Source organism: Levilactobacillus sp. LN180102 (genome assembly GCF_050106635.1).
Taxonomy (GTDB): Bacteria; Bacillota; Bacilli; order Lactobacillales; family Lactobacillaceae; genus Levilactobacillus; species Levilactobacillus brevis.
Genome location: NZ_JBNIIX010000007.1, coordinates 91,410 through 112,074 on the forward strand (window position 1 = coordinate 91,410; position 20,665 = coordinate 112,074).

The window sequence follows — 20,665 nt, forward strand, 5'->3', positions numbered from 1 at the left end:
AAGCGATACCATGACTGGTCTAAACCACTATCGCCAATAAATATTTACAAGTCTGGATGACTTGACCCTGCCGAATGAAAAGGCTATGCTATTGTAAATATTAAATGTTTTGGGGATTTGAGGGAGGTTAACATTATGCGGAAGCTACACCATTTAAAAGCGCAATCACTGATTGCTGCTGCAACAGTTACCTTATTGGCAACACCAGTGGTAACCAGCATCACAACTGCACAAGCTGCTAGTGTCACACCATCTTCGGCACTACTGAAGAAATCTAACGGTTACTACCGAACGCATGCCCGCGCACTGGGGAAAAAGTATAAGCTCGCCTTTGACGCGCAAAGTGCTTTGAAAAAGAATGGTAAGGCTGTCGTTTACGTTAACACGAAAGATAAGACTTTGAAGCAAAGCGTTAAGCTAGCTATGGCTTACTGGAATAAAAAACTCGGTAAGACTGAATTCACGCAAGGTTCTAAGAAAAATCACACGTTGACGTTTGGCGTGTCCAAGGCTGCCGCTTCTAAGAGTGATCAAAGTGATGCTTGGTGGACGCCCATGACCAAGAAGCTAGATGTTCGTTGGTCCTACTACACTGCTGAGAAGCAAAATATTGGGATTTCTATGACCAATCAACTCAATAATGCTTTTTATAAGCAATATGCCGACACGATCGAAACTAAGGCTAAGGCCAACTTGGCCGCTAAAGGGATTACGACATCTGACAAGGACTATCAAAGTCTTTTTAATCAGGAAGCCAGCAACGTTGAAACTAGTTTACCTGCTTACAAAACCACGCTAAAGAAAGACGTCGGCTTAGTCAAATCAACTTTAGCTAACGAAGGACGTAAGTATGAATACGCTAGCACCATCGCCCATGAAATGGGTCATGTTATGGGGCTCAATCACTCGCCAAACAAGCAAGATCTCATGTATTTTGAAAGTGGCAATAGCAACGTTTACAGTTTTAAGAAGGTCAAAGCCGGATTATCTAAATACAATCCTATTACAACGACCGATAAAAATCGCGCTAAGCTAGCGCTTAAGATTTATGTCGCTGCTCACTAACTAAATCCGTTATGAATTGGCATCTGCTTGCGTAGGTGTCAATTTTTTATTTGCAATCGAACTGTAACTAAATGTAAATTGTCCGTAACCTCCCTGTCCCGCTTCCCGTGTACAATGAAACCAAAGACTGAGGAGGATATTTTCATGAAAATTACGTTACATAAAGTCGTTGCCGGATTAGCAGCTATGGCCGGTGTTATGGCAGTTGGTGTGGCATTTAACACAACCACAGCGAGCGCGGCTGGCACCAAAGTTGCCGATATCTCACAATATCAAGGCAATATTAATTGGTCTAAGGCATCTAAAGATTTGAAATACGCCATTATTCGCGTCCAACACGGGAGTAAAGGTGATGCCGGATATATGGTTGATTCCAAACGAAATGTCAATGCCAATGGCGCCTATAAATATGGCGTGCCGTTCGGTCAGTACATGTTTGCTGAGTTCACTAGCGTCAAGGATGCCCAACAAGAAGCTAAAGACTTCTACAAGCGGAGCAACGCCCACACGAAGTTCTTCGTGCTTGATGAAGAAAAGCGTATGAGCTCAGCTAAGAGTAGTGAACAAACCTACGTCAATGCTTGGTTGAAGACGATGCGTAGTCTGACCGACAAACCACTCATCATGTATGCCGGTGAATATTATGCCAATGCCCACGATTTGGATTTCTCCAAATTTGATGGTTCATGGATCGCCAAGTATAGCTCTACCAAGCCATCCGTTTCAGGAACGTCGATTGATCTTTGGCAATACACCAGTTCAGGCTCTGTTTCCGGGATCAGTGGGAATGTTGATTTGAACAAAACGTTAAATAGCAGTGCTGTTAAGAGTTGGTTTAACGGTACGGCAACTTCTTCAACAACCTCTACCAGTTACTACAAGAGTGTGAGTGGGGTAACTGGCGTCAAGGTTAAAAAGGCCATCTATGAATACAACTCAACGCTGTTCACCAAGAACAAGCGGAGCACGAAACTCGCTGCTGGGAAGAAACTGGCAGTCACAGCAATCGCTAAGAACAGTAAAAATGCTTACCGGTTCCAATTAAGTAACGGTAAGTACATCACAGCTAATAAGGGTTACGTTTCAACTTACTAATCCATTGATTTAAAAAGGCAACGCCACAGAGACTATCTGTGGCGCTGCTTTTTTCGTCTCACTATTGCAACGCCGTTAATACTTGGATCGTTGCTGAGTAGTAATTCTTCTTTTCAATCGACTTCGGTAATTGTTTAGCCGTCTTCGTTTTCAGGGCCGTTTTTTTCAACGTCCGTGCCCCAAAGTTAACTGGCGCCGTAAAGGCCGTATTAACATACTGATTAACTGCTTTGCCGCCCAAAGTGTAGACCGCCGTCACTTTCTTTTTCTTGTTAAAGAAGGTCAATTGCTTGGTCAATGCTCGCTTGGTCACAGCGTCTTTACTCATCCTATACGTCTGAGCTAATCGCCAAGGCACGCGACAAGCATTGTACCCGTATTGATTATCGGTCCCCGATTCGATCGCATAGGGTTTAACCGCCTTAAGCTTAATACCACTCCCCGTTGCGTAGATGAAGTCTGGAAAAAGCCCGGTCTTATGACGCGCACTTAATTTCTTAACCGCGCTTTGACTACGTTTTGCGACCGTCGTCCAACGTTTATCCTTCGTATACTTCGCAAAGGTTTTGAAGTACCCCGTAAGCAAATCAGACGTCCGTAACTTGCTACGATCATACGAACTGGTTGCCCAATTGCCCATTGTTGGTAGCGCCGTTGTTGGATTAATTTCTTTAGCTTTAATTGCCGCCAGTAACTTCTTAGCGGCTTGCTTGTAATTAACCTGCTTGCTCCCCCACTTTTTGTCAGCCAAGATTAAGGCATAAGCAATATCTAAGTCACCATCCGTAGCACTATTCTTTTCAGAACCCACACTTGTCATCTTGCCGGCCCGCTTCGTTTGCTTCCATTGCATTAACGGCAGACTGCTTGAAATCCGGTGAGCACGATAGTACTTGTACAACTGATTAAATGTTGTCCGTGTATTGGCACCCTTTTTAGCTGCCAATACAGCCGCCAGCATCCCATAACCTTGACCTTCGGAAAATGCGGTGGTCGCCCCTTGCCCATTATTAGCCTTCACATATTTTTGTGATTTCCCCGCAACATAGGCCTTTTGCCATTGCTTATATGTGGTGACGGCCCGGCTAGCCTGCGCTTGGCTAGTATGTAAGTTCGTTAGGCCCCATGCCAACCCACTCACCAATACAATGAGGGTTAAACTCCCCCAGATGCCTTTTCTTTGCATCTTCATCGACTCCTTCTTTTTCAGCTTTACTTAATAGATAGTATGCACCTCTTAATAAATCTTGTCGTTCAAATTAACCCACTGTGAATAAATTGACGACAAAAAAGGCCGCGATTTTCGCAGCCTGCTCACAATCTAATCATTAAAAATATCCTTAGCTAGATTGAATGCTGACCAAGCTTTCGGCCAACCAACATAAAAGGACAAGTGGGTAATCACTTCAGCAATTTCGTCCTTGGTGATCCCATTTTCCTTTCCAATTTTTAAATGCGCCGGTAATTGTTCGAAATTTCCCGCCGAGATCAACGCAGAAATCGTAATCAGACTCCGTTGGTGGGCCGGCAACTCACTTTCACGCGACCAAACTTGACCGAATAACACATCATCATTAAGTTCCGCAAATTTTGGGGCAAAGTCGCCGAGTTTATCGCGACCGGCCGTTTGTTTTTTAACCATTACTTTTCCTCCTCATCCAAGGCAGCATATTCAGCATCACTAACGGGTTCCAACCATTCAGGTGTCCCCGCAGTGATTGCAATATGACTAAACCAGCTATCCTTGGTGGCACCGTGCCAATGCTTAACCCCATCCTTAGTGACAACAACCTCACCAGGATGTAGCCGACGAGCTGGTTGACCAGCCTCTTGGTACCACCCTTCACCACCAGTGACCAATAGTAATTGAAAACCGTCATGATGAATGTGCCAGTTATTCCGACAACCAGGCTCAAAAGTTACATTACTAACACTGACGCTAACATCCGGATCACTAACCAACCCCTGTAAGTAACTCTGTCCAACAAAGAAATCTTGATAAGCAACATTTTTATCCCCTACTGGAAAAATCACACCATTTTTAACTTGTTCGTTTTTAACCATTAAACTCATCCTTTTTCATCGTTAAATCGTTGTAAATAATCGTGGAAACTCTCTGAGTCGGCAATTGTATGGTCCACTTTACCGTCATACCAATCAATCTTGTGCCCGAGAACCTGCAGATGCATTTGTAACTCGGCAATATCCGCCTCCGCATTGTCCCTAACTTTCTGCAACATTTCTCGCCGTTCAGTAATCGTGGTATCACCCATAGCACGCAACTTAACGTAACGTTTTAACTCATTCAATCGCATACCGGTGCCCTTCAAATGCAAAATGAAACCAACCCACCGAATATCTTCTTCTGTATAAAACCGTACGCCATTTTCATCACGCTGCGCAACGATTAGGCCTTGTTCCTCGTAATAACGTAGTGTATAGGTCGACAGTCCTACCAACTTAGCAAAATCACCAATGCGGTATCGTTTCTCTGCCATTTAAACCCACCCCCTTTACTTGCTTACATGTTTTAGTAAACACCTTCGAGTGTACTCGAAGGCAAGAATAAACTGAACTATTTTGAATATTAATCTAAAAGTGGTACTTCTAACGGCTAAACCCCGCTGGAAGTACCACTTTTATTCTCACCGATTGAGAAATGCACTATATATAATTAATCAATTGTCGTGAATTGGTCAATTGCTAATTCCATCGTCCGCTCAAAGCGTTCATCAATCTGCGCTTCTGGCAGTCGAATAAACCCACCAATTTCTTGAACTATGAATCCAAACAAAGCTGATCGATACAAAGTCGATTCAACTAACCCTGTCGCACCCTTTTCATCTAAATGCAAGCTCGTAAACATCTGCTTGTACAAATCAATCAGTGCGATGTGCGTGCGTTCTAGATGACGCAAATCATCCGGATTCATTAATAAGGGTGCCAAATAATCTTGTTGTTTACAGCCGCGTCGAAACTCGCGCGCGAAAACAAATAACGCTTCTTTACCTGAAACACCAACCAGGCGCCGCATAAGGGCATCGTTCAACTCATTGACAAAACGAAGGCCAACCTGATCCAGCAAATCATTAAGACTATTCACATAATTGTAAATTGACTGTGGTCGCACCGATAACTTCGTTGCTAACGCTCGGATCGTTAACTGGTTAAGACCGTGATCGGCAATCAATTCATTGGCTTGATCTAACACTTTTTCACGTGTTAGCGTTCGTCGCTTTACCATATTTTTCGCTCCCCCATCACTACTATGTTACCTAATCTGAAGCCTAGTATAGCATACGAGTAGCCTCGCGCCCACATCATTTTGACCACAACCAGCGGCAAAAATATGGCAGTGTTTGTACAGTCGATCTGGTGACCTGAATACACGTTAAAAAGTCTATCAGATTCCTCGTTATTGGGAGATTATGAATAATGTTGCTAATCATAAAACCAACTCAATCTTTGCCAAAACGATCGTTGACTTTTGAGGAAAATTAACTTCGCTCATTCGCCAAAAAGCATACATCAGTCATTAAAAATAATCATTTGTTTAAGATTCATCTTGCGCAGTCGATACATCAACATACCGACTTCCGATTGGCTAACTGACCACTTGATTGTGTCAGCAAATGTCACTGTCTGGCATACAACTTACTTTGATAAACTGACTCATTTTATTTTGCAGAGTCTTTAACGTGTTGGGAACTCATAATATCTTGAAGCCCATCGTAAGCCACTTCGATGCTGTTGACCACACTTTCCATGGCATCGTCGTGAATTTCCTTGCCAGCTTCGGTTAGCTTCAGTACGTGCCGACGATGGTCTTCTTCACTGATTGCAGTGGTTACCCATCCACGTTTCATCAAATTCGTAATCCGCACTGAGATTGATGAACGAGACACCCCGGCCCGTTCAACAAAATGCCCCGGATCAAACGTGTGCTGATCAATTTCATGCAGGAGCTGGAACTGTAGTAATGTCACCTTCTGTGAGGTCATCTCCACAACGTTTAGATTCCGATCGATGTTTCTTAATTGCGTTGTCCATTTCAATAATTGGTTTATATTTTCACCCATTTTTTCTACCACCTTACTCTTTTGTTAGCCATCAACGCAAAATTAATATCATTTGCTACAAAATTCATAATGAAAATAAAATTATAGTATGACATATTGTTATCTAATCATTATTTGATATAGTGAACATTGCTTGAAACTGATACGCGTTCCGTATGTCAGGAACGGTATCAGCTTATTAGCCTTTCGAAGATCGTCGCCAGTGTATAATTGCTGCGGCACTATGAATAAAAAGCTGTTGAAAGGACTATTTAAGACCCCTTTCAGCAGCTTTTTAACAATAACACACCATAGGTTTGGTGACTACAACCAAAGACTTTATAGAGTTACTTGTTTGGAAGAATTATGCAAGAAATTATCGGTTTATTGGTAAAGTAGTCCCCAAAGCGTATTCATTGCATTCAATTGTACAGGTAATGCAGCGTAACCGTCGGCGTTAGTGTTTGTCAAACCACCTAAGGAAATAACTGGCTTGTAGTACAAGTTAGTGTTGTCCAGCTTGTAAGCTAACTTCAATTGATCACCGTAGTGCGTCGTCGTTGGAATGTTATCCATATCCAAGTCAAACTTCATGTAAAGACCTGAGTAACTATCGATCTTATCAAGTAAGCCACCAGGAATCCGAGCTAACAATGTTGGCGTTACCTTCATGTAAACAGTTGATAAGCCGCTGTTCTTGAATGCTGTAGCCAAGGTATCAGCTGGTACGACATCCTTCTTGTCACCCTTAACCGTTGCATCACTGTTAAACTTCTTAACAGCTGTCGTCCAGTTAACATTAGAACCACCAGAAGTCCCAAGTAATGGCAAGTTTAAGTTGTCAAAGCTGTAAGCCTTAGTCCCAGTTGCTGGGTTATAGAATTCACGTTGCCAGTTCTTAGTAACTGTCGTTTGGTCATTCCCAACAGAAACTGGTGCCTTAGGAGCGACGTAATCAGTTAATTGTGAAGCCAAAACCCAACCACTAGCATTCGTTGGTTCGGTAACATCAGATACGTACAACCACTTTTGGCCATCCATATCATTCATAGCGGCTTTAGAAGCAACTAACTTATGTCCCTTGTAATCAGTCGTATCCTTAACGGCTGCCCCAACTTTATACTGAGAACCCTTTGGCGCTTTGTAAATTTGCGTGTCAGTACCTGGCTTAGCGAAAGACAGATCCTTTTTATCGTTGTTCGTTAAACTAGTTGAAGTCGTCGTTGATAAGTATGTTAAGCCGCCGCCAACTTTCTTGAAGTTGTTGACTGGATTCTTTTTACCAACGTAAATGTAACCACGGTAGCGGCCGTCAAATGAGACCACTTTCATGTAGTAAGACTTGTTGCTCAGCTTAGCAACTTTGTAACCACGAAGCACTGATTGAGCCTTAGCAGTTGATGCAGAAGCGACAACTTTTGAACCACTCAGTTTGCCGGGTTTGTTGTAAATTGCGTTTGAACCCGTTGCCTTGTAATTCCGAATATAAGCTGTTGTTGGTTCGAGATTGGTTGACCCAACTTGCTTAATTTTCGAGGCAGATGCACTCATAGCAAGGCCTGAAGCTGACACGAACGATAGTGCGGCCGCAGAAATAGTTAACGTCCGCTTTAATGAACTACGCATGAAAAATCCCCCTAAATATTGTTTTATTTACGTAACATTTATGCTACAACGATATCTTATCACAATTAATTTAAATTACAAACACCTACAACCAAAAAACGATTTATTTTTTTACAATGGAAAACAATTATCAATTATATATATTTACGTGTTAATTACATGCAATCGTTACATATTTCTATAAATAACTTTTTGAAATCCTTTATTTACAAGGGTTTTATCGAATCATTAGTTAGGCATTATGGTGGGCTCTATTTAAGCTTGGCTATCATGCGCACAAAAAAAGCGCAATAAAATCATAATAATTTTATTACGCCATTGTTTTTCATTTAATTATTTTACTGCTAAATATCTCAGCAACCTATTCAAATTCCTCATATTCATTTGGATCTTGATTATCGATTCGACCGTCAGTTTTATTCAACTCATTAATGGCCTGAATTTCCTCTGCGGTTAACGAGAAATCAAAAACAGCCAAATTGGCCCGTTGATGAGCTAGGTTACGTGACTTTGGGATCGGTACAATTCCGCGCTGGACATGCCACCGCAAAATGATCTGGCCCACATTCTTTTGATACTTTTGGGCCAATTGCTGAACGACTGGTTCCGTTAGGGCCGAACTTCCACGCCCTAATGGACTCCACGCTTCAGTCACAATACCACGTTGAGTGTCTTCTTTTAGCATCCGTTCTTGCACCCAGTAAGGATGTACTTCAATTTGATTAACCGCCGGCGTCACGCCTGTTTCATTAATCAGCCGATCTAAATGCGCTGGTTCAAAGTTAGAGACCCCGATTGACCGGATAAGGCCCCGCTTTTGCGCATCAATCATTGCTTGCCACGCCTCAACGTAATGATCTCGCTTAGGCAATGGCCAATGAATCACGTATAAATCAAAATAGTCTAATCCTAATCGATACAGCGACTCCTGAATCGCCATCGTCGCATCGGCGTAACGGTGATACTTACCTGGCAACTTGGAGGTGACAAAGAACTCAGCACGCGGGATACCGGAACGACGAATCGCCTCACCGACTGCACCTTCGTTATCATAATTAGTGGCCGTATCTAGACTCCGATAACCATCTGTAATTGCAGCCAAGATTTGATTAACACCGGCACCACCACGAATCTGGAACGTGCCTAAACCAATGGCCGGCATTTGATAACCATCATTTAACGTCACTACAGGAACTTGTGTCATCTGATAACCTCCTAATTTTAAATTAATTTCACCTTACTGCTTTCGACTAGCGATGTGAACTAATCTGCTTTGGCTGCCGCTTGGTGATGCTTAATAACCCGGTTCAACATCACCGCCAGCACCAGCGAAATGGCCGCATAACCTGCTGCCCCCCAACTGATATGCGTTAAGCCAACAGTGCCCAACATACCTGAAGCAGTGGCTGATCCCAGCGAAATTCCAAAGTTAAAGAAGATCGAATTGAGTGATGAGGCCAATACGGCTGATTGTGGATAATCCTGCTCCGCAATATTTAAGAAATGAATCTGAATGGGCGAATTTAAAATGGTGACAATCAAACTTAACGCTAGCAACACACCCAATCCGATAATCTTACTGTTCAAGGCAACCGGTAACAAGGCGAGCAGGCACACATCCGCCACGTAGAATCGCGTCATCACGCGTAACCCATTGCGCTCTGCTAACACACCAGAAAGACGGTTGCTAATAATACTCATAATCCCAATTAGGAAGAGTAACCAATTCAGACTGGTCGTACTAAACCCTAGCGCCGTAGTCAATAGTGGCCGAATATACGTATAATAAGCGTACATCGTGGCCGCCGTAAACAAGACTAACGCAATCCCTACATAAATCCGCCGATCCTTTAGCAACACCAATTGATTTTTGATACTGCCTTGCACCTGTTCGACCTTTCGGGGAAGCAGCCAACCTAAGAGCACGCAAGTAATGGCACTGATGATCGAAATTAAGTAAAAGGCGTCATGCCAGCTGTAACTGGTACTAATCGCGGTACCGATGGGCACCCCGAAAACAGACGCAATACTAAAACCAGCAAAGATCCATGAAACCAACCCAGCCCGCTTCTCCCGTGGTGCAATCGTACTTGCAAAGGTCATGATTAACGAAATAATGGCCCCTGCGACCATCGCCGTTACCACTCGCGATAACAATAAAACGCCGTAGTTCATCGCAAAGCCACTCAACGTGTTCCCAATCAGGAAAATAACCATCAAGGTCATTAGCGTTTTATATCGGCTAAACCGATTTGTTAAAATCGTGATAAATGGCGTACTAATCGCATAAATCGTGGCAAAGATTGTCACTAAGTACCCGACTGTTGCCACGGGAATTTTGAACTCGCGCGCAATATCCGAAAGTACCCCGACAACAATAAATTCATTACATCCCAACATAAAGGCAACCAGTACAAAGACAATTGCCTGCCAACGATATTTCTTCACAGTTTTTTATCCTCCTATTAGCCAGTTATTTCGACTCATTAACCACTACGGCTGCTTTTTTAGCCGCAATTGCTCGATTCAATCCAATGACAATCACTAACGAAATTACGGCAAACACAGCCGCGCCCCAGCCTAAATAACCTAAGCCAACACGTGTCAACATGACCGATGCGGTCGCCGACCCTACGGAAATACCAATATTGAAAAAGATAGCATTTAGTGAGGAGGCCAACGCAACCGATTGCGGATAACTGGCTTCCGCTACATCCAGAAAATGGACCTGAATCGGGGAATTAACGGCCATAATGATCAACGTCAAGACCAAGAAAACGCCGAAGCCCGCCACCTGACTCTGCATCGCTACGGGTAAACACAACAGTAGGCCGATATCCATTACATAAAACCGGGGCATCGTGGTTAAACCATGACGTTCGGCAATCTTACCTGATAACCGATTACCTAAAATACTCATAATCCCTAGGACAAAGAGCAACCAATTTAGCGCTGTGGTACCAAACCCCAGACCAGTCGTCAGTAACGGACGAATATATGTGTAATAGGTATACATCGCCGCGGCTGTAAACAAGATTAGCGCGGCCCCCAGATAAATACGCCGATCCGTTAGCAACACCAACTGGTCTTTAATCGTGCCGCTCACATGCTTAATGTGACGGGGTAAAATTCCAACCATTACCAGACACGTCACTAAGCTAACCACCGAAATCAAATGAAAAGCCACATGCCAACTGTAAGCCGTGCTAATGGCCGTCCCAACTGGCACACCAACCACCGATGCAATGCTAAACCCCGCTGCTAGCCAAGAAATCAGCATCGCCCGTTTCTCCCGTGGCGCAATATCGTTAGCAAAGACGATAATCAGGGATTCAATGGTACCGGCTACTGCGGCGGTTATCATTCGGGTTAATAAAAACCACCCGTAGCTACTAGTGAAGCCGCTCCAAGTATTCCCAATCAAAAAATAACCATCAATGTCATCAGCAGCGGATAACGGCCAAACCGATTCGTTAAAATTGTAATGAGCGGGGTACTTACCGCATACACAACCGCAAAAATAGTCACCAAATACCCGGCTGTTGCGACCGTTACCCGCAGTGAACGCGCAATATCTGATAAGACGCCCACCACCATAAATTCATTACATCCTAGCATAAATGCCACTAGGACCAAGGCACTGGCTTGCCAGCGATATTTCGTCACCATTATCACTCCTTAACCGAATTTGCTTCTCTTCTACTAGAGTACCTTACCTAATGCTAAAATGGCAGGCTAGATTAAAAATTCTCGTTATTTATAGTCGTTTTCATCATTGAATGTCCCATCATCCCCTCTAACCACAAAAAAAGTACCGCCAAGCGCTGAGCTTTAGTGATACCTTTTACTTTTCATGACTGTACCCGACGCGGCCATTGTGGATCTCGAAGTAACGCCCGACCAACACCAACCAACTCAATTTGCCAATCAGCCAGCTGGTTTAGATCGCGGCTGCTAACGACTTTTCCGGCTACCATCAAAGGGACTTGCGGAATGAATCGCTTAGCTAAAACAGCCGTTGGCCGCGGACTCTTTAACGTTAAGGGCAACTGCCAATAATGATGTAATGATAAACTAAGATAATCAACCGGTAATGCTGCCAAACAGCGCATCAAGAATAACTGATCACTTAATTCTAGGCCCCCAGTGAGCCGTTCCTCAGGAGATAAACGATAACCCACTATAAATGGTCGCTGACTACTCTGAGCTTCCTGTAAAACTCGTCGGGCAATTTGTATCGGTAAACGTAACCGATTCACCAAGCTACCACCATAACTATCCGTTCGCTGATTAGTCAGTGGCGACATAAATTGCTGCAATAGAAAATGATTGGCACCGTGGATCTCAACACCATCAAAGCCCGCAGCCATGGCGCGACGGGTCGCTTGTCCAAACTGCTCGATTATCATTGCCAATTGTGCGACCGACAAAGCGTGAGTTGGTGGCGTTTTGCTCGAACTGGGCCCCCTCGCAACCCACTGATCATCAGGCATTACAGCGATCGCTCGCTGCCCAGCATGAACGAGCTGTAAAATTGCCCTTGCACCTTGTTGATGAATCGTTGTCGTCAGCCGCTGTAAGCCAGAAATCATATCGTCACCTGCCACGCTTAACGAGCCTCTAGCGGTACATCCCCGTGTAGACACATAAGCTGAACCCACAATGTCTAGACCAACGTAGCGGGCGTGTTGACGGTGAAAATCGCAATCCCACCGACTCACTGCACCATTGACCAGTCCCCATTGCCTATCTATTGGGGCTGCACAAATAGAATTACGAATCATTAGGCCATTAGCAAAATAATACGGTTGTCTAGCCACATCTACCCCTCCGAATTCACTCATCTAACGGTCAAACCGATCAATAATCCCTACAATTGCACAATCATTAACATCTCGCGCTTCGCCTTGATGAACCTGTCGTGCCCCTGCACCACGCACTAACAAAACATACTCGCCAACACCAGCCCCAATGGCGTCCGCTGCAACTTCTTGGTGACGAACAGTCTGGCCGTCAGAATTGATCGGTTGAACAATCATTAGTTTGCGACCAATTAATGACGGGTCTTTAACCGTCGAAACAACACTACCAACTACCTTTGCCATATACATCGTTTTGCCTTCTCATTGATTATTATTTTAAGTCCATTATACCGTGATACGTAAGCACCTTTATCGATCTAAGATTGACTCTCCTATTTTTTAATAAAAGTCATCAAATTTGTCACAGACCCTAGAAATATTGGCTGATGACACCGCCAGTTATTACCAATCCAACTGTGATTCTTGAAATTCGCACAAGAATTTACTACAATTGGTTTAGATGTTAACGGATACATCACAGGGTCAACGGGGACTCTAACAAATCTTATTTGTGGAGGCTCCCTTTATGCCCTTTTTTTCGGCAACAGCTAAAAATAATCACGACTTGGCCCACGGCCTGGCACAGTTCACCGGTCTGACACAGATCAAGACGCTTTTTTACAGCTTTACTGGTGTCCTTATACAAGATGATACGGTGACTACCGACGTAACTGCCAGTCAACACCAACTAACAGTATTATCGCTAACAACGACCGCACTCTTCCCGGTGGGCATTGATCATCGCTTGTGGGGCGTCATTTTGTGTGACACTACAAACGTTTCAGCTCAGCAGCTTCGCTTTGCGCGCACCTACCTAATTGATACGCTACGGCAGGTCTTCGTAGAACACGCTAATGACACGATCCAAGTTTGGGCGGCACTAGATTCTACCCAATTAAACCAAATCAGCCATTTCTATCAGCTGTTAGTACACGCTAATGTAGCAACCACAACCAAAACGTCCCTAGTACCGCTCAATACACCACTTATCAACGATGATGCCTACCGTAGCATGAATCAGGCACTTCATTTCATTCATGACCACATTCACCAATCGTTGTCTCTCGATGAGGTGGCTAAAGTCGCCTACTTATCTCCCTCATACCTTAGTCGATTGTTTAAAAGATATTTACAAACAAATTTCGTTTCCTACGTGAATACCCCAAAAATTACATTGGCTCAAAAACAGTTAGCCACGACGCTGATCCCAATTCACCAAATTGCCACGCAACTAGGCTTTTCCCAAACTAGCTACTTCACCAAAGTCTTTAAACAAACCTTGGGAATAACCCCGTCACAATTTAGACAACAAAATCGAATTAGCCAGATTAATCAGTTGGTCTCCCAAAATACCTGGGTTGCCAAATCATCACATATGGCAATCAACCACCCGACTGACCACTGGGTCTACACAGTTAGTGGCCGTTTTACTTCAACGCCCACTGATTAAACTCACCAACCTTAATAAAAAGCGGTATTCTCAGAATGTTAGCTTCTGAGAATACCGCTTTTACTTACATACAGATAATTTTAGTAACCAGCTGTCGTAAAGTACCAATGAACCCGATCGCCTGCTGATACCCGCTTTAAATTGGCCGCTTTATCAATGAACTTGTTATTCACTTTATATTTCCAACCGCTCCCGACTTTGACATCGTTTTGCGCTAATCCATTGATGCTGCTGACATAGACAGACGCACCATTTTGATAAACCACTTTTAGTTTAGAGGCCTGTAATACGGAAAACGCAGTGGCACTGCCGTGAATGACCACATTGCCTTTAAAGAACGTCTTCTTATAGCCACTAACTACTAAATAAACCTTCTTTTCTGCCACTGCTGCTTTTGTCGACTTAGCTTTACGTGCCGTCTTAGAAGCCGTCACTGCTGATTGCTTCGTTGCTCGGCGTTTCTTAGTCGACGTGGCCGTCGCTGCAGACGACTGGGTCTTCACTTGGGCCTTAGACGAGTGAGGACGATCATTAGTCGAACTGGTACTATTCTTGGGCTTCGTCGCTGATTTGTGGGCCTTCTTCGTTGCTGACGAAGACTGGTGCTTGTGGTTAACTCGACTTTGACTAGTTGCACTAGCCGCTTGTGATGAAGATGTCACCGACTGGCTGGTCGCCGTCACGTCCTCACTGGCCTGATTGGCGTGATTTTGTTGAAATGCCAACGCTCCACCAATCAGCAAAATGGTGACAATAACTGCCGCAATAATCCCTTTCGTTTTCCTCATGATCGTCGCTCCTGACTAGGTAAGATTACTTGAACGTGTAAGCTAATTTACTCGTGTATGACCCGTTATGATAAGCATTAGTGGCCACACTCACTTGCCCGTAAGCTAAGACCATACTGTAAGCCCCTTTGATTGAGCCATCGGACTTCACGTAACTGAACATGGCCTTCAATGGCGTTGCCGTTTGACCGCTCTTGATGGCTTTCTTATTGATAAAGCTAAAGGCCGTCTTGTTCGTGGCCAAAGCTAGAATCCCTTCAGCCGTTGAATTGGCATTTGGATTTTCCTTACCAGCATACGTGTAGCCAAAGGCCCCACTCTTGTAAATATGTTTCTTCAAGTAGCTCCGACCAGCCTTCGTTGCAGCCGTAACGGTCTTGTTTTTACTCTTGCTCATTGTCAACGCATTAACGACAGTTGACGTGGTATCACTATCAACACTAGCCGCCGTATTATTGTATGCCCAACCGTTATTGGATTGTTTATTTTTGGCAATCTTTAAGCTAAGTGAAGACTTGGAGAACTTCGCTTTGCTGGGTTGCTTAAACGTCTTATTTGAAGACACGGCTACTAAGGCCGCACTTTGAACATTAACTGTTTGCTTGCTCATAGACGTTTTGTATAACGTGCTGACCAAGTTCAGACTCTTTTTGGCGCCAGCTGACGTGTACTTAGTTGGGTTGACCCCGATGGCTTGTAATCCGATGATTGCGTTCGCCAAGGTTGCTGGATCGCTCTTGCTAGAAACGACTAAGTTTTTCTTAACCAACTTCTTGTTGGCACTCGTAAACTTATAGCCTTGCTTCTTCAAGCCCAACAAGAAGTCAGAATAACCGGATGCCGCCCCAGTCGTTGGGAAAGCAGACTTACTGAAAATCTTAGCTTTACTGGAAAGTCCATCTTTGTTTTGCTTCAACATTTTCTTTGCGTATGTATAGAGGGCCTTTTGCTTACTCTTTTGTGAGCTCTTAGATGCCACTTTAACACTCGCAGCGTTAGCGTCGACCATTGGAACAACTGCCCCTAAGGCCATGACCGTGGTTAATGAAACTGCAATTACTTTATTCTTAAACATAATAGAATCCCCTTTTATAAAATAGTGTATTTGGTAATCAAACGATCCATCACTTTGCGCCAAGGTACATACAAAAACAACAAACTTATCGCATTGGTTGCCGCGTGCATGGCATCAAACACTAAACTAGCCGCAAACGATAGAATGAAGCTAGCCGGTCGCAATGGTCGCACATAAGCCAAGGCATACCACAAATCCATGATCCAGCCGAACCAAAACCCCCACAGTGCTCCCCAGATAACCATCACCCATAGTTGATTTTTGAGTGACGTCCGACCAAGTAACCCCGTGGTCAATCCCATTAGCCCCCAGGCTAGCATCTGCCAAGGTGTCCATGGCCCTTGACCCAAAAACAGGTTAGACACTAAAGCCATCATCGATCCTGATACAAACCCTAACTCAGGGCCCAAACTAACGGCACTCACAATGACAACGAAACTGGTTAACTGGACGTTGGGAATTGCCACCAATGGGACGCGCCCAATTACGCCCAAGGCCACAATTACCGCTAAAAAAACCAATAATCGTGTGCCAAGTTGGCGCTTTTCAAAATGCCAATAGGCGGGAAGTAGACTGCAAACCAAACATCCAAAACTAAACCATAAGAAGTGATGTCCTTTTAATAGCAACATCCCCGCCAATAAGCCGAGCATTAACCCGACCGGGATTAACCAATTCCAGTTTTTCTGCCACCATCCATGCTGTCCGATTGTTACTCACCTCCTTTATCGGTTCTAACCACATCTTGACTAAATAACGCTTGTGGTACTTGTTGCCGTAACAGCCGATTAACCGCCGTCGTTGCTAAAAAGTTCTGTGTGAAAAATAAACGCGTTGCTTGTGGTGGGTTCACCCGACCGTTAAACATAAACGTACACGTGTCCGCAAACTGTGCCGAAAAATCCATATCATGACTCGCCATGATGATCGTCAAACCTGTTTCGTGAGCTTGCTGGAGTAACTGACCGATTCTTAATTTGGTATCCGGATCTAGTCCTTTAGTTGGCTCATCTAGTAGTAAAACTTGCGGTTCCGTCATCAGCGCCAAGCCTAACCCCAACAATTGTTGTTGACCACCACTCAAATCAAACGAATTTTGATCAGCGACTGCGGTTAGATGGCAACGAATCAGCATTTGGTCCACCCGCTGGGCAACGGATGTGCCTCGTAATTGTGCCTGTGCGGTGAGTTCCTCACGCACACTATCACCGTTAAATTGTTCTGTGGGGTTCTGAGAAAGGTAGCCCACTTGTAAGACACGATCTTGATTCTTCATCCGCCAAATAACCTGCTGATTCAAGCGAACCTTACCGTGCTGTGGCTTCTGCAATCCCGCCAAAACAGTCAGCAACGTCGACTTGCCTGAACCATTCTTGCCAATAATTGCTAACCAATCCCCGGTCGCTACTTGTAACTCAACCTGGTGTAAAATATCACCGGTTGTCGGATAGTGGAAAGAAACACCGGTAGCGACCAATACGGACTCACGTGGCCCCGATTGTGCTGGCTGCCGCGTTGTCACGGCTTGAAACCGCCAACTAGACTGTCTTAACGCTCGCCGTCCCATCGTTACACTAAGTGGTAGTGGCGTAACAACTAGATTGTGATCAAGAAAAAAGTGGGGAACCGGCGGTACAAAGGCTTGCAAAGCTGGCGTTGCCGCCATCTGTTGTAACGCTGGTGTCGGCTCAGCAACCGTTAGGACCTGCCCATTAGCCAATAAGGCAACCCGATCAGTCAGCGCCATCACCCGACTCAATCGATGTTCTGTCAAAACAATTGTTAAGTCCAACTCATCATGCACTTGCTGTAAGATATTCAAAAATTTCTGGGCAGTCGTGGGATCCAACTGTGCCGTTGGTTCATCCAACAGAATCACTTGTGGTTTCAGTGCCAGTACTGAAGCCAAATTAACCAATTGTAATTGGCCACCCGACAACGTTTCAATCGCACGCTGTAACAGATGATTCAAATCTAAATAGTTCGCAATTTCGGCAATGCGATCATTAATTGTTGCCGTCGGATAACCTAAGTTTTCTAATGGGAAGGCTAATTCTTCCATGACCGTCGCCATTATCGGCTGTACTTGCGGATCTTGGGCAACATACCCAATCTGTTGGGCACTCTCGACTGGCGACAATGCCTGAATAGCCGTATCCCGAAAAGTTAAACCACCAGTCCGCTCACCGGCCGGCCACAGCTCATGTTTGAGCTGTTTAAGCAGGGTTGTTTTTCCACTGCCGGTCGCCCCCACTAACGTTATAAATTCACCTGCATGAATTGTCAGTGACACGTCCTTCAAGGCGGGAGCTGCTTGCCCAGTATAGGTAAAGGTCAGATGAGTCACTTCTATTAATTCTGACATAATCGATAACCCACCTCTCCAATAACGGGCACGCCTAAGAAAATCGCCAGCGGTAAGACAAACCACCCATCCGTCTTCTGCCACCATAAGAATTGTCGAACGTCAGTGGTCCACCCCCAGCCCAAGAATCGCAAATACAAGCTAATGGCAAACAAACCGACACTTCCCACCGTAAATACCGTATCGACTGTCGTCCACCGAAAAGTACGGTAATGACTTCTTTTATGTGCGCCAAATCCCCGGGCCTCCATCAACACAGCGGTTTCCATAGCTGAGGACACCGAGTCAATCAATAAAATGCGTAAAAATTGCCCCGTTTGTTGTAACCGCTGGCGCCACGAGCCTTCGCTGACAACAACATTACGTGTCTTTTGAAGCATCACCAATCGTCGAAACTTCACAGTAAAGAGGTGCACCATGCGTAAGGAGATGGTCAGCAGCATGGCCAATCGCGGTACGACTGGAAACAAGAGATAGCTTAGTTTTGGGGTGGTCATAATCTGATTAAACCAGACAAATGCCAGGATCATTCCGCCCAGCGACAACGCCATTGTCCCACCATACAGCACCGCCGTTTTAGTTAGTCGAAAGGTCAAGGGACCAACTGACCACTGCCACCAGACCGGGCCCGTTTGATTTAACAAGACATTAAGTCCCCAGATGAGTATCATCAACGAACTGACTCCCTTAAGTAGCTGGCCAACCCGGTGCCGTCCCAAATACCAACGACACAGTCCGACTAAACTTGCAAACAGCAAAACCGTCAGCAACAAGTGGTTAATGATTAACAGCAACGTAAATAATGCCACGAAGTAGATTAAAGCGGCCAGAGGATGCAGTTGACTCATGAGCTTTGATTCGGTCTGAATTCCCACGCGCATCTCTCTATTCACCCCATCTTTTGCAACCGCTTTCCAACGCTTATCATAGCATGTTCACTATTTTACGAGCCCCAATATCTTGTTGAGATTATGCTTTTTTCTACTACCCGTGGTGTTTTATTGCGATTTTTACACTTTCTTGCTCTGCTGGTAAGAATTATACCAGCCTTCCGTACCATTTCGCTAACCCATAATTCGAAATGTGAGTCCTTGACTTGTCCTTTTTCGCATTTTAAATTCTCTTTTCACGCTTCAACTACCAAAAAACGCGTATCAATAGGATAGACCAACTGATACACGCTTAAATAATATTATTTGTTTATAATTGAGCATCGATTCCTCGTTCAGAGGCTAGATGGCACCATAACTTAATCACGTTTGATTAGGGATTACGCCGGCTGATTACACAGTTTCATAGCGGCTGTTCATCGTCACCGTAATACTGCGGTGCTGGCGCTTTAATTGGGTGAGCTACCAGCCACGTCACAATTTGGCGGCCTAGCGCTTCACCCATCAGCGCCGAAGCAGCAATCTGGGCCTTGGTGATCTGATTAACGTGAATCCCCGCCGTCACTGTACAGCTCCCAACTAAACTGGGCTGTACTACTCGCGCGACCCGTTCGCCTACAAAGTTATCCTTATGGAATCGTCCGTCATGGCTAGGATACTTAATTGTTTGAATGGGGGTGTCCCTTGTCAACGTTGTTACATCGCCAATATGTGGGTTACTGCCACCCGTAACCACAATTAATAAGTCTTTGCCAATAACCGTTAGTGCTGCTTCAATCGTATAGCCCGCTTGCGTCACACTGAAAACTGGCATGGCTAATCTCCCTCCCAACGCTTAGCGGTCACTTGCTGAATGCCAAATGCATCCAGTACCTTCATAGTCTGATGATCCACTAAGTCTTGAATGGTTTGTGGCTGATTATAAAAGGCGGGAATAGGTGGAATAATTTGCGCGCCTAGTTTGGCTAGTTTCGTTAAATTCTCTAGATGAATCACACTCAGTGGCGTTTCCCGTGGGACAATGATCAATTGTCGACGTTCCTTAATAGTTACATCGGCAGCCCGCGCAATTAGATTATCGCCAAACCCATAGGCAACACCCGCCACCGTTTTCATGCTAGCGGGAACAATAACCATCCCATCGTGTAGGAATGAACCGCTAGCAATCTTAGCCCCTTGGTCCCGATCACTGTACGTGTAGTCGGCCATCGCTTTAACTTGGGCTAATGTATAACTTGTTTCTAGTGCCAAGTTTTTGGTGGCCCACGGACTCATTACCAAATGTGTTTCAACGTCTGGCTTATCCCGTAACTTTTTTAACAAATCAATCGCGTAAATCGTACCGGACGCACCAGTCACCCCAATCACAATCCGTTTCATCAGCCATCACC

21 protein-coding genes and 1 pseudogene are annotated in these 20,665 nt (G+C 44.7%); 3 read left to right on the forward strand and 19 right to left on the reverse strand.

Annotated features, from left to right (window positions below):
- The first annotated feature begins 135 nt into the window (after window positions 1–135).
- Together ACP4IT_RS06000 and ACP4IT_RS06005 are read left to right on the forward strand one after the other, a co-directional pair.
- A complete protein-coding gene (locus ACP4IT_RS06000) occupies window positions 136–1,065 on the forward strand; it encodes a matrixin family metalloprotease (RefSeq protein ID WP_047021536.1) in 930 nt (309 codons plus the stop codon).
- Between the two features lie 144 nt (window positions 1,066–1,209).
- A complete protein-coding gene (locus ACP4IT_RS06005) occupies window positions 1,210–2,160 on the forward strand; it encodes a GH25 family lysozyme (protein WP_156646250.1) in 951 nt (316 codons plus the stop codon).
- A 61-nt stretch (window positions 2,161–2,221) separates the two neighbouring features.
- Here ACP4IT_RS06005 and ACP4IT_RS06010 read toward each other — a convergent pair whose 3' ends face one another.
- The 12 genes and pseudogenes from ACP4IT_RS06010 to ACP4IT_RS06065 all read right to left on the reverse strand — a co-directional run bounded on the left by ACP4IT_RS06010 (window position 2,222) and on the right by ACP4IT_RS06065 (window position 12,955).
- On the reverse strand, window positions 2,222–3,346 hold the full coding sequence (locus tag ACP4IT_RS06010; protein ID WP_225439531.1) for a glycosyl hydrolase family 8: 1,125 nt from the start codon (window positions 3,344–3,346) through the stop codon (window positions 2,222–2,224).
- A 135-nt stretch (window positions 3,347–3,481) separates the two neighbouring features.
- A complete protein-coding gene (locus tag ACP4IT_RS06015; protein WP_011668648.1) occupies window positions 3,482–3,802 on the reverse strand; it encodes a carboxymuconolactone decarboxylase family protein in 321 nt (106 codons plus the stop codon).
- Window positions 3,802–4,224 (reverse strand): cupin domain-containing protein, encoded by a 423-nt coding sequence (locus ACP4IT_RS06020; RefSeq protein WP_011668649.1) that lies wholly within the window; start codon window positions 4,222–4,224, stop codon window positions 3,802–3,804. Before ACP4IT_RS06020 ends, ACP4IT_RS06015 begins: the two co-directional genes overlap by 1 nt.
- Before the next feature lie 5 nt (window positions 4,225–4,229).
- Window positions 4,230–4,658: a MerR family transcriptional regulator gene (locus ACP4IT_RS06025; RefSeq protein ID WP_011668650.1), complete on the reverse strand. Its 429-nt coding sequence runs from the start codon at window positions 4,656–4,658 to the stop codon at window positions 4,230–4,232.
- A 176-nt stretch (window positions 4,659–4,834) separates the two neighbouring features.
- Complete coding sequence (locus tag ACP4IT_RS06030; protein ID WP_011668651.1) at window positions 4,835–5,404, reverse strand: TetR/AcrR family transcriptional regulator; 570 nt, start codon at window positions 5,402–5,404, stop codon at window positions 4,835–4,837.
- A gap of 433 nt (window positions 5,405–5,837) precedes the next feature.
- Window positions 5,838–6,239 (reverse strand): MarR family winged helix-turn-helix transcriptional regulator, encoded by a 402-nt coding sequence (locus tag ACP4IT_RS06035; protein ID WP_426855299.1) that lies wholly within the window; start codon window positions 6,237–6,239, stop codon window positions 5,838–5,840.
- A 363-nt stretch (window positions 6,240–6,602) separates the two neighbouring features.
- Window positions 6,603–7,844 carry a hypothetical protein gene (locus ACP4IT_RS06040; RefSeq protein WP_024526375.1) on the reverse strand — a complete coding sequence of 414 codons (1,242 nt, stop codon included), beginning with the start codon at window positions 7,842–7,844 and terminating at the stop codon, window positions 6,603–6,605.
- 361 nt (window positions 7,845–8,205) lie between these two features.
- On the reverse strand, window positions 8,206–9,048 hold the full coding sequence (locus tag ACP4IT_RS06045) for an aldo/keto reductase (RefSeq protein WP_172757561.1): 843 nt from the start codon (window positions 9,046–9,048) through the stop codon (window positions 8,206–8,208).
- Window positions 9,049–9,107: 59 nt separating this feature from the next.
- The gene (locus ACP4IT_RS06050; protein ID WP_011668655.1) at window positions 9,108–10,292 is read right to left on the reverse strand and encodes an MFS transporter; all 1,185 of its coding nucleotides are present in this window, start codon (window positions 10,290–10,292) and stop codon (window positions 9,108–9,110) included.
- Window positions 10,293–10,317: 25 nt separating this feature from the next.
- Window positions 10,318–11,510: pseudogene (locus ACP4IT_RS06055) on the reverse strand (MFS transporter).
- A gap of 185 nt (window positions 11,511–11,695) precedes the next feature.
- Window positions 11,696–12,664 (reverse strand): NADH:flavin oxidoreductase, encoded by a 969-nt coding sequence (locus ACP4IT_RS06060; protein WP_226769695.1) that lies wholly within the window; start codon window positions 12,662–12,664, stop codon window positions 11,696–11,698.
- Window positions 12,665–12,688: 24 nt separating this feature from the next.
- The gene (locus ACP4IT_RS06065) at window positions 12,689–12,955 is read right to left on the reverse strand and encodes a EutN/CcmL family microcompartment protein (protein ID WP_011668658.1); all 267 of its coding nucleotides are present in this window, start codon (window positions 12,953–12,955) and stop codon (window positions 12,689–12,691) included.
- 277 nt (window positions 12,956–13,232) lie between these two features.
- Between ACP4IT_RS06065 and ACP4IT_RS06070 the strand changes: the two genes are divergently transcribed.
- Window positions 13,233–14,156 carry a helix-turn-helix transcriptional regulator gene (locus ACP4IT_RS06070; RefSeq protein WP_082265409.1) on the forward strand — a complete coding sequence of 308 codons (924 nt, stop codon included), beginning with the start codon at window positions 13,233–13,235 and terminating at the stop codon, window positions 14,154–14,156.
- Window positions 14,157–14,236: 80 nt separating this feature from the next.
- Here ACP4IT_RS06070 and ACP4IT_RS06075 read toward each other — a convergent pair whose 3' ends face one another.
- The 7 genes from ACP4IT_RS06075 to ACP4IT_RS06105 all read right to left on the reverse strand — a co-directional run bounded on the left by ACP4IT_RS06075 (window position 14,237) and on the right by ACP4IT_RS06105 (window position 20,654).
- A complete protein-coding gene (locus ACP4IT_RS06075) occupies window positions 14,237–14,944 on the reverse strand; it encodes a DUF4430 domain-containing protein (protein WP_024855429.1) in 708 nt (235 codons plus the stop codon).
- 25 nt (window positions 14,945–14,969) lie between these two features.
- Window positions 14,970–16,019: a hypothetical protein gene (locus tag ACP4IT_RS06080; protein WP_011668660.1), complete on the reverse strand. Its 1,050-nt coding sequence runs from the start codon at window positions 16,017–16,019 to the stop codon at window positions 14,970–14,972.
- Window positions 16,020–16,033: 14 nt separating this feature from the next.
- Window positions 16,034–16,672, reverse strand: coding sequence for an ECF transporter S component (locus tag ACP4IT_RS06085; RefSeq protein WP_011668661.1), 639 nt, complete (start codon window positions 16,670–16,672; stop codon window positions 16,034–16,036).
- A gap of 59 nt (window positions 16,673–16,731) precedes the next feature.
- Window positions 16,732–18,384, reverse strand: a complete 1,653-nt coding sequence (locus tag ACP4IT_RS06090) for an ABC transporter ATP-binding protein (RefSeq protein WP_082265411.1) — start codon at window positions 18,382–18,384, stop codon at window positions 16,732–16,734.
- Window positions 18,372–19,265: an energy-coupling factor transporter transmembrane component T gene (locus ACP4IT_RS06095; protein WP_047021438.1), complete on the reverse strand. Its 894-nt coding sequence runs from the start codon at window positions 19,263–19,265 to the stop codon at window positions 18,372–18,374. Before ACP4IT_RS06095 ends, ACP4IT_RS06090 begins: the two co-directional genes overlap by 13 nt.
- A 412-nt stretch (window positions 19,266–19,677) precedes the next feature.
- Window positions 19,678–20,088: a hypothetical protein gene (locus ACP4IT_RS06100; RefSeq protein ID WP_047021439.1), complete on the reverse strand. Its 411-nt coding sequence runs from the start codon at window positions 20,086–20,088 to the stop codon at window positions 19,678–19,680.
- Between the two features lie 2 nt (window positions 20,089–20,090).
- Window positions 20,091–20,654: a UbiX family flavin prenyltransferase gene (locus ACP4IT_RS06105; protein ID WP_015474280.1), complete on the reverse strand. Its 564-nt coding sequence runs from the start codon at window positions 20,652–20,654 to the stop codon at window positions 20,091–20,093.
- Window positions 20,655–20,665: the final 11 nt, after the last annotated feature.

Excerpts from the sequence above, each read along its gene's own strand:
- ACP4IT_RS06000 (WP_047021536.1), top strand. The coding sequence starts at position 136 with ATGCGGAAGCTACACCATTTAAAAGCGCAATCACTGATTGCTGCTGCA.
- ACP4IT_RS06005 (WP_156646250.1), top strand. The coding sequence starts at position 1,210 with ATGAAAATTACGTTACATAAAGTCGTTGCCGGATTAGCAGCTATGGCC.
- ACP4IT_RS06010 (WP_225439531.1), bottom strand. The coding sequence starts at position 3,346 with ATGCAAAGAAAAGGCATCTGGGGGAGTTTAACCCTCATTGTATTGGTG.
- ACP4IT_RS06015 (WP_011668648.1), bottom strand. The coding sequence starts at position 3,802 with ATGGTTAAAAAACAAACGGCCGGTCGCGATAAACTCGGCGACTTTGCC.
- ACP4IT_RS06020 (WP_011668649.1), bottom strand. The coding sequence starts at position 4,224 with ATGGTTAAAAACGAACAAGTTAAAAATGGTGTGATTTTTCCAGTAGGG.
- ACP4IT_RS06025 (WP_011668650.1), bottom strand. The coding sequence starts at position 4,658 with ATGGCAGAGAAACGATACCGCATTGGTGATTTTGCTAAGTTGGTAGGA.
- ACP4IT_RS06030 (WP_011668651.1), bottom strand. The coding sequence starts at position 5,404 with ATGGTAAAGCGACGAACGCTAACACGTGAAAAAGTGTTAGATCAAGCC.
- ACP4IT_RS06035 (WP_426855299.1), bottom strand. The coding sequence starts at position 6,239 with ATGGGTGAAAATATAAACCAATTATTGAAATGGACAACGCAATTAAGA.
- ACP4IT_RS06040 (WP_024526375.1), bottom strand. The coding sequence starts at position 7,844 with ATGCGTAGTTCATTAAAGCGGACGTTAACTATTTCTGCGGCCGCACTA.
- ACP4IT_RS06045 (WP_172757561.1), bottom strand. The coding sequence starts at position 9,048 with ATGACACAAGTTCCTGTAGTGACGTTAAATGATGGTTATCAAATGCCG.
- ACP4IT_RS06065 (WP_011668658.1), bottom strand. The coding sequence starts at position 12,955 with ATGTATATGGCAAAGGTAGTTGGTAGTGTTGTTTCGACGGTTAAAGAC.
- ACP4IT_RS06070 (WP_082265409.1), top strand. The coding sequence starts at position 13,233 with ATGCCCTTTTTTTCGGCAACAGCTAAAAATAATCACGACTTGGCCCAC.
- ACP4IT_RS06075 (WP_024855429.1), bottom strand. The coding sequence starts at position 14,944 with ATGAGGAAAACGAAAGGGATTATTGCGGCAGTTATTGTCACCATTTTG.
- ACP4IT_RS06080 (WP_011668660.1), bottom strand. The coding sequence starts at position 16,019 with ATGTTTAAGAATAAAGTAATTGCAGTTTCATTAACCACGGTCATGGCC.
- ACP4IT_RS06085 (WP_011668661.1), bottom strand. The coding sequence starts at position 16,672 with ATGCTCGGCTTATTGGCGGGGATGTTGCTATTAAAAGGACATCACTTC.
- ACP4IT_RS06090 (WP_082265411.1), bottom strand. The coding sequence starts at position 18,384 with ATGTCAGAATTAATAGAAGTGACTCATCTGACCTTTACCTATACTGGG.
- ACP4IT_RS06095 (WP_047021438.1), bottom strand. The coding sequence starts at position 19,265 with ATGCGCGTGGGAATTCAGACCGAATCAAAGCTCATGAGTCAACTGCAT.
- ACP4IT_RS06100 (WP_047021439.1), bottom strand. The coding sequence starts at position 20,088 with ATGCCAGTTTTCAGTGTGACGCAAGCGGGCTATACGATTGAAGCAGCA.
- ACP4IT_RS06105 (WP_015474280.1), bottom strand. The coding sequence starts at position 20,654 with ATGAAACGGATTGTGATTGGGGTGACTGGTGCGTCCGGTACGATTTAC.